General features: G+C 50.9%; 11 protein-coding genes. 6 read left to right on the top strand and 5 right to left on the bottom strand.

Annotated elements, in window-relative coordinates:
• Positions 1-114: 114 nt before the first annotated feature.
• The 3 genes from IMY23_RS11440 to IMY23_RS11450 form a co-directional block, all read right to left on the bottom strand.
• On the bottom strand, positions 115-804 hold the full coding sequence (locus tag IMY23_RS11440; RefSeq protein WP_192822212.1) for a hypothetical protein: 690 nt from the start codon (positions 802-804) through the stop codon (positions 115-117).
• Positions 805-935: 131 nt separating this feature from the next.
• Entirely contained in the window at positions 936-1,640 is a 705-nt protein-coding gene (locus IMY23_RS11445) for a hypothetical protein (protein ID WP_192822213.1), read from the bottom strand.
• 200 nt (positions 1,641-1,840) lie between these two features.
• Positions 1,841-2,791 carry a zinc dependent phospholipase C family protein gene (locus IMY23_RS11450; protein WP_192822214.1) on the bottom strand — a complete coding sequence of 317 codons (951 nt, stop codon included), beginning with the start codon at positions 2,789-2,791 and terminating at the stop codon, positions 1,841-1,843.
• Positions 2,792-2,985: 194 nt separating this feature from the next.
• Here IMY23_RS11450 and IMY23_RS11455 point away from each other — a divergent pair, with 194 nt between their 5' ends.
• On the top strand, positions 2,986-3,498 hold the full coding sequence (locus tag IMY23_RS11455) for an N-acetyltransferase (RefSeq protein WP_192822215.1): 513 nt from the start codon (positions 2,986-2,988) through the stop codon (positions 3,496-3,498).
• 140 nt (positions 3,499-3,638) lie between these two features.
• Positions 3,639-4,217, top strand: coding sequence for a hypothetical protein (locus tag IMY23_RS11460; protein ID WP_192822216.1), 579 nt, complete (start codon positions 3,639-3,641; stop codon positions 4,215-4,217).
• A gap of 109 nt (positions 4,218-4,326) precedes the next feature.
• Here IMY23_RS11460 and def read toward each other — a convergent pair whose 3' ends face one another.
• Both def and ruvX read right to left on the bottom strand, forming a co-directional pair.
• A complete protein-coding gene (gene def, locus IMY23_RS11465; protein ID WP_192822217.1) occupies positions 4,327-4,893 on the bottom strand; it encodes a peptide deformylase in 567 nt (188 codons plus the stop codon).
• A complete protein-coding gene (ruvX, locus tag IMY23_RS11470) occupies positions 4,890-5,309 on the bottom strand; it encodes a Holliday junction resolvase RuvX (RefSeq protein WP_192822218.1) in 420 nt (139 codons plus the stop codon). Before ruvX ends, def begins: the two co-directional genes overlap by 4 nt.
• Positions 5,310-5,490: 181 nt before the next feature.
• On the opposite strand from ruvX, the gene IMY23_RS11475 reads away from it, so the two are divergent.
• From IMY23_RS11475 to IMY23_RS11490, 4 genes are all read left to right on the top strand, one after another.
• Complete coding sequence (locus tag IMY23_RS11475; RefSeq protein ID WP_192822219.1) at positions 5,491-7,059, top strand: serine hydrolase; 1,569 nt, start codon at positions 5,491-5,493, stop codon at positions 7,057-7,059.
• Between the two features lie 122 nt (positions 7,060-7,181).
• The gene (locus IMY23_RS11480) at positions 7,182-8,009 is read left to right on the top strand and encodes a hypothetical protein (protein WP_192822220.1); all 828 of its coding nucleotides are present in this window, start codon (positions 7,182-7,184) and stop codon (positions 8,007-8,009) included.
• Between the two features lie 183 nt (positions 8,010-8,192).
• On the top strand, positions 8,193-11,180 hold the full coding sequence (locus tag IMY23_RS11485) for a pitrilysin family protein (RefSeq protein WP_192822221.1): 2,988 nt from the start codon (positions 8,193-8,195) through the stop codon (positions 11,178-11,180).
• Positions 11,181-11,701: 521 nt separating this feature from the next.
• On the top strand, positions 11,702-12,430 hold the full coding sequence (locus IMY23_RS11490; protein WP_192822222.1) for a hypothetical protein: 729 nt from the start codon (positions 11,702-11,704) through the stop codon (positions 12,428-12,430).
• The last annotated feature ends 425 nt before the right edge of the window (positions 12,431-12,855 follow it).

Consider the following 12,855-nt stretch of genomic DNA (forward strand, 5'->3'; position numbering starts at 1 on the left):
GTTATCTACCGCTTCTCTTGCCTAAATACCATCTGCCATGACGGTTAAAAAACAGACAACTGGTAACCATCCCCTATAATACAAAAAATAGCGACCTAAAGTTACTTTTATAGGCTATGAATTTGTCTGCAGCTTCAATCCCATTTTCTTGAGCTCGCGGGCGTAGATCTGGCGGTAGCTGCCGTTGCGCGTGGTGGTGTCTGCCGCCGAGGCAATGGGCCGTGCCTGCGCCCGGGCCGCCGTCACCAAGGCCGCCGACACAATTTTATCTTTCGGCCAGTGGCCAGACAGGGCGCGCAGGCATTTGTACATGAGTTCTGAGTCTTCAGACTTGGCTTGCAACAAGTGGTCTGTGTACTGCCCTATCATGTCTAGCACCATTTTATTCTGGTTGTCTTGCAGGTAATGGGTGAACAGATCTTTGCGCAGCAGTTCATTGGCGGCCTGTTGCTGCAGCACAAAGTAATAGTCTTTGTCTTCGTTCTGGAGCAGAATGCCATTGATGTCGGCGTGCTTGTCGGCCCAGTTGGTAGCCCCGGCGTAGTTCTGCGCCACGTTGGGAATCAGTTCCAACGCCTTGGGGTTTTGCTGCGCCAGGGTTTCCAGATTGGGGTATTTAGCGCCTTTGGGGAACGTGAGTTCATACTCGGGCTCCTTGGGTTTGGCGGCGGCGGCCTGCGCGGCGGCGGCTTCCTCCTCATTCTGATTTTTGGCGGTCTGGTTCTGGGTTTCTTTGGTGGCCATGTCGCGCATCATCTTCTCACAGGAAGACAGACCTAGCACGGCCACTACACCACTTATCAAAAAGGCACTCTTTAAAATCGAAACTCGCATAAAGTCCTGTAAATCAAAATAGATACTACTTCTTAGTCGGCTTCAAGGTAAAAATCTGGAGAAACCGGCCACGGTAATTTCAGAAATATAGGCAAAAACCTTTATTCTGCGTGTGCCGCCATGGAAAGCCGATTGCCAATTTTCTTGAGCTCGCGGGCGTACGCCATCTGGTAATACGCAGGGGCGCGGGTGGTGTCTTGGTTGGCCAGGGCTTGGTTCAGCGCCAACCGATTGACCGTGGACTGCGCCACGCTGGCAATTTTCTCTTTGGGCCAGTAACCGGCCAGCGCCTGCAACCCCATGTAAATCAGTTTAGAGTCTTCTGACTTGGCTTCTTGCAGCTGCTCTACATAAAACCCGATGGCATGGAGCACTTTTTTATCTGTGGGGTCTTGGTAGTACTGCTGAAACAAGCCGTGCCTGAGCATTTCCTGGGCGGCCTGCTGCTGTAAGATAAAGTAGTAGTCTTTGCCTTTGTGCTGGTCCAGGAGTACGCGCATGTCTGCGTCTTTGTCGGCTAGGTTAAAACCGCTGGGTCCGTTGGCAATGTTCTCCACCTGCAGGAACGGATCTGTTTTCTGGCCGACCGGTGGGGTTAAATCCTGGTAAGGCGAGCCCGCCGGAATGGTGAGCATGGGTTTAGGTTTTTCATACACGGCCATAGGAGGCATGGCCGCGGCCTGCTCCTGCCGTATGGCTGCGCGACGTTGGCCTTGGTAGCCGCTTTTCTCCAGCCCGTAATGCACCACCAGAACTACCAGCCCCAGGGAAATCATGCAGATATCAAAAATAGGTTTCCGTTTCATAGGCTAAAAACAGGAAGTGGTACAACAATAGGAAATGGGATTCAAACAAAAAAGCCGCGCGTTGGGTTTTCAGAAATGCCTTTTGCCGCGATTTCTTCCTAACGTGCGCGCCCTCGTTTTCTGGTGCGGCGGCGGTCTTTTCTCTAAGATGCGTTTTTCTGCTCATTTCCACAAACGCAGCCCAAAACGTTTTCAACAAATCATCTGGTGTCATGTTCGCCGGTCTGGAAAACGGGTTTCTGAAGTTCCAGTTCCCGTTTCTGCTGCTCGGTGAGTGGGGCCAGGTTCTTTAAATTGGGTTGGCCGGCGTTGACCCAGGCCGTGTACCAATAGCTGGAAACCAAATGAATGGCCAGCCGCATCTGCCGTTCTACCTGCCCGTGCAAACCCCGGTGGTAGGCCTTGCTGAAATCTCTGGAATACACTTTTATGGTGGTGGCGCCGCGCTCTTCCAGGCTGTATTTCTTGTCTTCGTCAAAGGTTTGGGTGAGTTGTTTCTCCACGGAAAAAACACTGTCTAAGGCGGCGTGCGACCGGGCCACAATCTGCCAGGCAGTCTTGCCAGGATTCTCCAGGTATTGCGGTGCGCCGATGAAAAAGTCATAGTCCTGGCTCCAGAGTTCGGGGAGGCGGCTTTCCCAGAGACCGTGAATGCCGCGTTGGCCCGTGAACTGGCCGTTGTAGTTTTTAGTGGTGTGCAAGGGCACGGTGGCATCGGCTATGTAATGGCCCAACTCCGCCGAAAGTCTTAAGATGCGCTGCTGGTCATGTTGTTTGAAGGCCTCGGTAAGCTGGTATTGCACCAGTGAGATGTGCCAGGGCACGATGCCGTGGCGTTGCAGGGTGTCTAGCGTGAATTGTTTTACGGCTTCGTCCCAGAAACGGGGCAGTTTGTAGGCGGCGCTGTCGCCGTAAACATCCAAGTCAATGAAATGGCGCGGGCCTTCTTCGGGCACCAGGTAGCGGCGTTTGTCCGGCGCGACGGCCTGTTCCATGATGTAGGGCAGCTGCTGCTTGTAGAAACCGATCATCTCGGGCGGTAGGGTGAAGACGGCCTGCCGGTTAATGCGCTGGTGCGCGTAGAAGCCCCAGCCAAACGCCAGTGGCGTTTGCAGCAGCAAGAGAAGAAGCAGGAACAGAGGCCGTTGCATGGTAGGTTTATACGTGTTGCGGGCATCGGTCTGTTTTCTAAAATTAGCTGAATTTGCTGAAGGTTTTCTGTTTTGGGCCTCGTTTCTGGAAATGAAGCCGAAAACGGAAAGTCGCGCGGCTTTCATTTAAGGCTTTATTTCTCCGGCGCTTTGTTTTACTTGCGGCGAGCAAACCTAATCCAGCACGTAGCATCATGCAGATTGTCAACAGCACCTTAGACGATTTCCCCGAGATTCTGCGCTTGTACCAGGCTGCCTCTGCCTACCAACGCGCCAAAAACGTGGTCACCTGGCCCGACTTCGACCACCAGCTAATCTTGAAAGAAATACAGGAAAATCACCAATGGAAACTGCTAGATGAACACGGGCAAATCATCTGCATTTGGGCCACTACATTTTCTGACCCGCTTATCTGGGAAGAACGTGACCAAGACCCGGCCGTCTACATCCACCGCATTGCCACCAACCCAGACCACCGCGGCAAACAACTAGTACAAAAGATTGTGGCCTGGGCGAAAGAGTACGCTGCCCAGCACAAGAAAAAGTACGTGCGGCTAGACACCATTGGCGAAAACAAGCCGCTGATTCAGCATTACACCGCGTGCGGGTTCACGTTTCTGGGGCTGTTTAAACTGGAGAACACCGTTGGCCTGCCCGCGCACTATGAAAACGCTACAGTGAGTTTGTTTGAGGTGGAAGTGGAGTGAGTAAAGAGATTGCGTTAGTAGAGCGTCTCCACCAATCTGAAAATTTGCGTTTTCCGGTTCATTTTGCTAAATCAGCACCAAAATATAAGTCGGTTTTATTTTTTAAAACCTAACAATTTCATCAAAAGCAAACTACTTTAATGTTCATTTTTATATTCCTAATAGTTTTATTTGGGATACCCAGCATCCTAATATTTCTATCTTATTGGATACCAAAAAAACTAGGTTATATAAAATTTGGCAAAACTCTATCACGAATAGTCTTTTTATGTTTTGCTTGCCTTGCTCTGTATATCTTTTTTGAAGATGAATTTTTTACTAAAGGAGACGCTGAAAAATTATTACAAGAGCAACAAATCATTTTAAAAGACGATTTCTCGCTACTAAATAATAAATCTATGTCAGCCATAGGGGATTACTACCATAAATTCACTTTGAAAATATCTTCAAAAGATAAAGCGAGAATAATAACTGAAATTAAACGCGCATCTAATTTCAAGACTTTAGATTCTACTGACGAGGATATTTTAAATTTCCCCTACAACACTAGTAATGACAATAGATACAAAGGCCCAATCCTGCGGCATAATTACGAAACTAAAGATACATATAAGCGGGATTTATTTAAGCCGAACGGTGAGGGTTATGCGCCAACCTACCGAGTAATTACCATCAATAAGAAAGGAAACGAATTAATATTCGAAGATATAGACGAGTAACCAATCTTCCCGTTTTCGCCTCCATTTCCCAAACAGAGCCCTAAAACACAAAAACCTCACAGGTCTCCAAGACCTGTGAGGTTTCAACTTCGCCAGCGCAGCTACAAGATTACCGTTTCCCCAACCCTGCGAACTTCATGCGATAGTCGGCGTCAACGTCTCCTTTGGAGATTTTGGTGAGGCGGCCTTTGAGCAGGCGTTTCTTGAGCGCCGAGAGGTGGTCGGTGAACAGGATGCCTTCAATGTGGTCGTATTCGTGCTGAATCACGCGGGCGGTCACGTCATCGAATTCCTCAATGTGTTCGGTACCGTCCAGGTCATAGTATTTGATTTTGACGTTTTCCTGGCGCCACACTTCTTCGCGCACGCCAGGAATGGAAAGGCAGCCTTCGTCAAACGCCCATTCATCGCCAGATTCCTCTAAGATTACTGGGTTGATAAACGCTTTTTTCACGCCTTTTTCTTCTTCGCCCTCGTCCATGAATGGCTTGGAGTCAATCACGAACAGCCGGACGCTCTTGCCAATCTGCGGCGCGGCCAGGCCAACGCCGTGGGCGTGGTACATGGTCTCAAACATGTCATCAATGAGCTTGGGCAGCTCGGGGGCGTCTAGGGCTATGTCGTTGGCTTTGGTGCGAAGCACCGGATCGCCGTAGGCTACAATAGGGTAAATCATAAGTAAGATCTGCTCTCTAAAAAACTCTGTAAAATAATGGTGGCGCTGAGTTTGTCCACGGTTTCTTTGTTGGCGCGGGCTTTTTTGCCCAGGCCCAGGTCTATCATAGTCTGGAACGCCATGCGCGAGGTGAAGCGTTCATCATGGGTGTGTACTTTTTTGCCCGGGTAGAGTTTCTGCAACTTCCGTACAAAGCCCACCACGTGCTGGGTGTTGTTGGTGGCGTTTCCGTCTAAGTGCACGGGCATGCCCACCACAAATTCGTCTACCTCTTCTTTGGTGCAATAGGTTTGAATGAAAACCAGCAGGTCTTGCGCATGCACCGTGTCCAGGGCAGACGCAATGAGCTGCAGCGGGTCTGTCACCGCTAGTCCTACCCGTTTCACGCCGTAATCAATGGCCAGAATGCGCCCCATGGTTTTCTGTTTTTGGCTTCGTTTCCAGAAATGAGCCCGAAAACGGACTTTATTTTTGTGGAACGAAGCAATTGCGATCACAAAGGTAGCGCATTATTCGATACCGTCGGTTTTTTGCCCCTTGCCGCTGTTTCACGCAAACCCGCTTTTGTGTACCTTTAGCCAGCCTAATTCTCTAACTATGCCGTTGCCGCTTTTCCGCCTGCGTTTGCCTGTGTTGCTGTCTTTGCTGTTGTTTTTAGGGTCGATGACCTTGCCTGCGCATGGCCAAGCCGATTTACAGAAGCTGGATACCTATTACCAACAGGCGCTCAAAGACTGGAACGTGCCGGGCATGGCCATCGCCATCGTCAAAAATGATTCGGTGATTTTCGCGAAGGGCTACGGCGTGCTGGATGCACAAAAAGGCGGAACGGTAGACGCCAACACAGTCTTCGGGATTGCCTCCAACACCAAAGCCTATACCGCCGCGGCGCTGGCCATGTTGGTAGACGAAGGCAAACTGAACTGGGACGACCCCGTGACCAAATACCTGCCGTATCTGCAACTCTACAGCCCGTACGTCACTCAGCAACTCAACATCAAAGACCTGCTCAGCCACCGCGTGGGTTTCCAGACCTACGGCGGCGATTTGCTCTGGTACAACACCACTTATAGTAGAAAGGAAATTCTGGAACGCGCCCGTCATCTGCAACCAGCCTACAGCTTCAGGAGCGGCTATGGCTACTCTAACTTAATGTTCATCGCCGCTGGCGAAGTCATAGAAGCCGTCTCCGGTAAAACCTGGGAGCAGTTCATCCAAGACCGAATATTTAAACCGTTGGGCATGACCCGTTCCTACACGTCGGTAAACCAATTGGAAGGTCTGTCTAACGTTGCTACGCCGCACGGTCATCCGGCCACTGAAAACGGGAAGCCAATTCCTACTGTATTGACCGCCTGGGATAACTGGAACCCCGCCGCCGGTATTTTCACCAGCGTAACCCAACATGCGCAATGGCTGAAACTGCAACTCAACCGCGGCACCTACAAAGGCCAGCGCCTTTTCTCTGAGGCCGGCAGCCACATGATGTGGACGTTGCACAATTCCTTCCCCATCGCGCCGCAAGCCTCAGAAATAAACCCCAGCACGCATTTCTCAGGCGCCGGACTGGGCTGGATGCTCAATGATTACCAAGGTCGCAAGATTGTAGCCCACGGCGGTGGCCACGAAGGCATGAACAGCCGCACCGTGCTGGTGCCCGAGGAAAACCTGGGCATTGTCATTCTCACCAACAGCATGAGCAGCATCATGGCCCCCATTGCCACCTACACCGTTGACCAATTCCTGGGCATCAAAAACGGTCGCGACTGGAGCCGCTTCAACCTAGACCTAGCCGCCAAAGCCCGCGCCCAGCAACGCGCCACAGACGCCAAAAAACCGAAGGAGAAAAACACCAAAGCTAAACTTACTCGTGATTTGCAGGAATACACCGGTACCTACCACAGCCCCTTGTACGGCAACGCCACCGTGACCTTGCGCAACGGCAAACTGGTGCTTGACCTGGCCGCTGCTCCAGCCCTGGGCGGTGAACTCACCATTTGGCGGGCAGACATTTTTGACCTGGCCTGGAAAAACAATTTCGCGCTGCTCACGCCTACCAAAGCCCGCTTCCTGCCCGGCCCAGACGGTTCTATCACTGACCTACGCTTAGATTCCAACAACCCAGATTTCCATTTCTCAGAGTTGGAGTTTAGCCGGGTGAAGTAAGAGCATGTTTAAATTTGTCATTTGCGCTGCAAAATGGTATCAAATGAACCTTTCGCCTGCAAAACCAAAATTTAAACAAGCTCTAAACTGTAAAAGACAACATTACATTTAATTACACTTACATGAGATTTCTTCAAGTATTGAGTTTACTGCTACTTTCCTTTCAGGCAGTAGCGCAGGATAAAGTAGTTTTAGTGAAAGTAAACCCTATCAAAGGAGAAAGCACCGTTACCGTTTTATCTAACCTAGCCAAGGTTGAAGAGATTCTACAAGAGGGGTTTGTGCAGAAAGGCTATAAAGTATTGACTAAGGCTCCTGTTTCTGAGCCGACGCAGGGCGGCAATACAGAACTATTTTTGGCAGATGCGTTCATTTACCAATACCCCGGCGACTACCCTTCTATCACTTTGACCATTAGAAAAGACGGCCGCGTGCATTCACTTTTACACCAGACCAAGAAACTTTTCACCGATCGGCAAGCGGCCATGGAAACCCTGGCGCGGGAAATAGTCAAGGAAATACCTGCCACCCTCAACCAGGAAATGTTTCTAATGCCAGAATTGGACAATCTTTTGCCGCACCATATTATCAGCATTTACACTGCAACGTCTGGTGCCATCACGGGCAGCTACGCCAGCAAATACACCATTGAGGTAAAACCAACTGCTGGCAAACTACCAGCCTTTATGATTGCAGGGGCGTTTGAAGAATACCTTAGCAACTGTCTAGACTTTAATGGTTACCGCAAAGCCGTCAAAGACCAACCCATTCAGGTGGAGTTTGAGATCAATAGCTTCGGATTTACCCACATACAGACTATCAAGATGCCAGAGGGCGTGAAGGATAATTACAAAGAGAAAGTGAAAGCAGCCATGGAGGCCCTACCTCTCTGGGACATGGCGGCGGGGCAAACCTTTAAAGGCGTTCTGTCACTAGGAGTTAAAAAGTAACGCCACTGCCAGAATACCCTGGAGCAGGAACATCCATCTATACCCCGCAACAAACCCCACCCCAAATCCACTAAAACCATTGGCTTATGAACCTTTCCGGGCTTGGAATTGTGGAAGGAATATCTTAATATTATCCTGAGAGCGCGGCTTTCACCAAACCTACACAAACATAACAGCTTACCTATGTCAAAGAAGAGTACTCTGGCAGTGCTGCTAGCGGCGGCCATGCTATCACAAGCGCAGGCGCAGGCCCCTAAAAAGGCGGCTCCGGCTAAGAAAACCACCTCGGCCGCGGCACCTGCTGCCAAAGGCCCAAGATTAATCGAGACCGTAACCCGCAAGCCCGGTGAATTAGTAATTCCTTACAAAAAATATGAATTGCCCAACGGCCTGACCGTGGTGGTGCACGAAGACCATTCTGACCCCATCGTACACGTTGACGTAACCTACCACGTAGGCTCGGCCCGCGAGGAAGTAGGAAAATCCGGCTTTGCGCACTTCTTTGAGCACATGATGTTCCAGGGCTCAGACAACGTAGCTGACGAGGAACACTTTAAGATTGTGTCTGAAGCTGGTGGAACCTTGAACGGAACTACAAATCGTGACCGTACCAATTACTTTGAGACACTACCTAGCAACCAATTAGAGACCGCGCTTTGGTTAGAAGCCGATAGAATGGGTTTCTTGCTGGACGCCGTTACCCAGAAGAAATTTGAGGTTCAACGCGAGACTGTAAAGAACGAGCGTGGCCAACGCGTAGACAACGTGCCTTACGGGAAATCAAGAGAGAAAATCTACGCTGCTTTGTACCCCGTAGGCCACCCCTATTCCTGGGATGTGATCGGGTACTTAGAAGACCTGAACCGTGTGGGCGTGGATGACTTGAAGAACTTCTTCCTGCGCTGGTACGGACCCAACAACGCCACCTTGACCGTGGGCGGTGACGTAAGCCCAGAGCAAGTGGTGAAGCTCGCTGAGAAATACTTCGGCTCTATCCCACGCGGGCCGGAGGTGAAGAACATGAAATTGCCGGCGCCGGTATTAACCCAGGACCGCTACATTTCCTATGAAGACAACGTGCGGTTCCCGTCGTTGCAGATGACCTTGCCCACCGTACCGGCCAACCACAAAGATGAACCGGCGTTAGATGTGCTTTCCCGCATTATTGGCGGCGGCAGAAACTCCATCATCTACCAAAACCTGGTGAAAACCCAGAAAATGAACCAGGCGGGCGCCTTCCACTCTACCTCAGAACTGGCGGGTGAATTCGGCTTGTCGGCAAGAGTATTGCCTACGCAGAGTCTGGCCGATGCCGAGAAACAACTGCGCGAAGCCGTGGCAGAATTTGAGAAGCGCGGCGTAACCGATGATGATTTGGAGCGCTACAAAGCCTCTGCTGAAGCCGGTATCATCAGCCGTCTTTCCAGCGTTTCTGGCAAAACCTCAACGCTGGCCGCTTACCAAACCTTCAACAACAACCCCAACTACATTACCCAAGAACTGGCCGCGGTAAAAGCCGTGACCAAGGCAGATGTGCAGCGCGTGTACAACCAGTACATCAAAGGCAAGAAAGCCGTTATCTTAAGCGTGGTGCCGAAGGGCAAAACCGAGCTGATTGCCAAAGCCGACAACTTTAAGGTAGATGCCTCTGGTTACAAAGCGCCCGCCGACCAGTATTCTGGTTTGAAGTACGTGAAAGCCACAGATAACTTTGACCGCACCAAGAAACCAACCGCCGGTGCCAACCCAAGCATCACGGTTCCGCCGTTCTGGAAGCAGAGCATGGCCAACGGCATTAAAGTAATTGGCGCCAAGAGCGATGAAGTACCAACCGTAACCATGCTGTTCACGCTGCAAGGCGGACACAAACTGGAAGCCCATGACCCATCAAAAGCCGGTGTGGCCTCCATGATGGCGTCTCTGATGAACGAGTCTTCCCTGAAAACTTCCGCTGAGGACATCAGCACGCAGCTGGAGAAACTGGGTTCTTCCATTTCTTTTGGCAGCGGTTCTGAGAGCATGACCGTTTCTGTATCATCGCAGGTGAAAAACCTGGATGCCACGCTGGCCTTACTGGAGGAGCGCATGTTCCAACCTAAATTTGACGCCGCTGACTTTGACCGCCTGAAGAAACAACGCTTAGAGGCCATCAAAAACACCAGCACCCAGGCTACGGCCGTGGCTGAGAACGTGTACAGCAAAATGCTGTACGGCGAAGGCAACATCAGAGCCATTCCGGTAACGGGCACGGTGAAAACGGTGGAGAACATCACCCTAGATGATGTGAAGAAATTCTACCAGAACTACTTCTCGCCGTCTGTGACCAACTTGGTGATTGTGGGTGATGTAGAGCAAAGTCAAATCATGCCGAAGCTTTCGTTCCTGAACAAGTGGGCCGCCAAACCGGTGAACATGCCCGCTGACTTCAAAACCACTGCGTTTGACAAGACCAAAATCTTTATTGTAGACAAAGAGAAAGCCGCCCAGTCAGAAATCAGAATTGGCTACATGGCCCTTCCGTTTGACGCTACTGGCGAGTACTATAAAGCCTCTTTGATGAACTACGTGTTAGGTGGCGCTTTCAACAGCCGCATTAACCTGAACCTGCGCGAGGACAAAGGCTACACCTACGGCGCACGCTCAGGCTTCTCGGGCACCGAGGAAGCTGGTCCGTTTACGGCTTCTGCGGGTGTGCGGTCAGATGCGTCTGATGCCTCCGTGGTGGAGTTCATGAAAGAAATCAAGCGCTTCAGAGAAGAAGGAATCACAGACGCCGAGTTGGCCTTTATGAAGAGCGCCATCGGGCAGTCAGATGCCCGCCGCTACGAGACTTCGTTCCAGAAAGCCGCGTTCCTGAACAACATGCTGCGCTACAACTTGGATGCCGACTATGTGGCCAAGCAAAACCAGATTCTGCAGAACATCACCAAGGAGGAAATCAATGCCCTGGCCAAGAAATACCTGCCCGTTGATAACATGAGCATTATGCTGGTAGGCGACAAAGCCTCAATCAAGCCAGGCCTGGAGAAATTGGGCTATGACGTGGTGGAACTGGACCCAGAAGGTGCCCCCGTGGTAGCCAAGGTGGAAGTTCCGGCCATCACCGCCGAGCCTAAGAAAGAAGAGCCCAAGAAAGGCCGCAAAGCCAAAGCCCAAGGCCGCGTGTTCTAGTTAAATCTATGATTTCGGGCAACCGGAAACCTAATGCAAAAATCGCCATCAGATTAATTTCTGGTGGCGATTTTTTTTCTGGGTCTCTGGCGAGTCTTTGGCTTTTTCACCTTTCGCCCATGTATTTTGCCTTCCGCCAAAAGTGGCGGCCTTCTAGCCTACCCAACCGTGCCGCTAGGCCAATTCAGAGATTTCCGTTTTCGGCCTCATTTCCAGAAATGAGGCCGAAAACGGAACAGGGTAGCAGAGGTACTGCCCGCCAGAAAGTAGATATCCGTTTGTGTAGCAGAGCAACCATGTTACCTTTAGGTTAATTCTTTCATTTTATAGATAAAAGCTTAACCTTTTTCAGGAAATTGCGGTTATAAAATAAATAAGTTGAGCCTATCATTGGGCAATTGACTTATTTTGCCCTTATTTAGTGTAAGCCCAACCTCCGTTTTTGGGTTGGCTACGTTACCTGACTATACCACGCGGGCCTTCTATCTTCGCCGGCCCGACGCTTATTTAAATTTTGATTTTTGATAGTACGAAAAAAGAACATTTCTCGCCGCTACGCTTACCTGCCGCTCATGCTTCTGTTGGCCCTTGGCCTGTGGACGGCCAGCTGTAGCGCCAAAAAAGACGCAGAGACCACCAACAAAGACGCTTCACTGGTTCTTTTTAAGCCAGGTTTTCAGTACCAGTATGTACTCACCGGCAAAGACTCTTTGGGCAAAGACCTGCCTACGCAGCAAATCACCTTGCAAATGGCTGGTTCTCCATCCCAGAAAGTAGAGGAGCAGAACCTGGACAACTCGGCCCCTCACGCCAGCTTACCACTGGCCGGTCACTGGCAGATGTCGGCCTCCCCTGACACGCTGGGCGCCGCCATCACCACCGACGAGCACGCTTATTCCCTGGGCTTGCCACCGCTCTCTCCCCAAGACTTTGTGCAATACACGCTTCCCCTGGAAGTGGACTGGGTCATGGAGCCTGGCACGCCGCGCACCAAACTGGTCACCGGCCTGACCAAAGGCACCCTGCACCCGGGCAAGTCGTATGCCATCAGAAGAAACATCACCTACATGGGCAATGAAGACCTGTCCATAGGCAAGCAGCAACACGCCCAATGCCGAAAACTGGTAGCCCAGGATGAAAGCCCCATCGGGCAGGTGAAAATCACTTATTGGGTTCACCCCGAAGCCGGTTTCGTGAAGGCCATTTACCAACTAGGCAAGCAGGAACGCACCTATTCCCTGCAGAAATAACCGCTGCTTTTTTTCTTGTTGCCCCACCCCTAACCCCTTCTAGAACAGGAGGGGATTTTTCTGTTTTTGGCTTCGTTTTAAGAAATGAGCCTGAAAACGGAATGTTGCAATACAGAACCCCGAGCTAAAGCACGGGTCTATTGATTTCAGCAAAAGTCAATATCGAACCCATTCTTCCTCCGGCCCTGAAGGGCGAGGAAGTTTATGTAGCGGCTCCAACAACAAATACAATAACCGACCGACCTTGCGGAGGGTCGCCGGAAGGCGATGTGCCCGGAGCATGGGAGGGACTTGGAGAGTGGCAGTGGCCCTTGTCAGCTATGAAACATTTAGCGCTTCCCAGGTGCTAGAGAATGAACACCCGCCTGTCTGAGCGGCAGCGAGTTCGGGGGTTCTTGATTCTTTTGGTTAGGTTGATTATCAAG

Origin of the sequence: Rufibacter sp. LB8 (assembly GCF_014876185.1) — a bacterium.
Classification (GTDB): domain Bacteria; phylum Bacteroidota; class Bacteroidia; order Cytophagales; family Hymenobacteraceae; genus Nibribacter.

What these genes read in the sequence shown, in the direction of transcription:
- IMY23_RS11445 (WP_192822213.1), bottom strand. Translation starts at nt 1,640, where the DNA reads ATGAAACGGAAACCTATTTTTGATATCTGCATGATTTCCCTGGGGCTG.
- IMY23_RS11450 (WP_192822214.1), bottom strand. Translation starts at nt 2,791, where the DNA reads ATGCAACGGCCTCTGTTCCTGCTTCTTCTCTTGCTGCTGCAAACGCCA.
- IMY23_RS11455 (WP_192822215.1), top strand. Translation starts at nt 2,986, where the DNA reads ATGCAGATTGTCAACAGCACCTTAGACGATTTCCCCGAGATTCTGCGC.
- IMY23_RS11460 (WP_192822216.1), top strand. Translation starts at nt 3,639, where the DNA reads ATGTTCATTTTTATATTCCTAATAGTTTTATTTGGGATACCCAGCATC.
- def (WP_192822217.1), bottom strand. Translation starts at nt 4,893, where the DNA reads ATGATTTACCCTATTGTAGCCTACGGCGATCCGGTGCTTCGCACCAAA.
- ruvX (WP_192822218.1), bottom strand. Translation starts at nt 5,309, where the DNA reads ATGGGGCGCATTCTGGCCATTGATTACGGCGTGAAACGGGTAGGACTA.
- IMY23_RS11475 (WP_192822219.1), top strand. Translation starts at nt 5,491, where the DNA reads ATGCCGTTGCCGCTTTTCCGCCTGCGTTTGCCTGTGTTGCTGTCTTTG.
- IMY23_RS11480 (WP_192822220.1), top strand. Translation starts at nt 7,182, where the DNA reads ATGAGATTTCTTCAAGTATTGAGTTTACTGCTACTTTCCTTTCAGGCA.
- IMY23_RS11485 (WP_192822221.1), top strand. Translation starts at nt 8,193, where the DNA reads ATGTCAAAGAAGAGTACTCTGGCAGTGCTGCTAGCGGCGGCCATGCTA.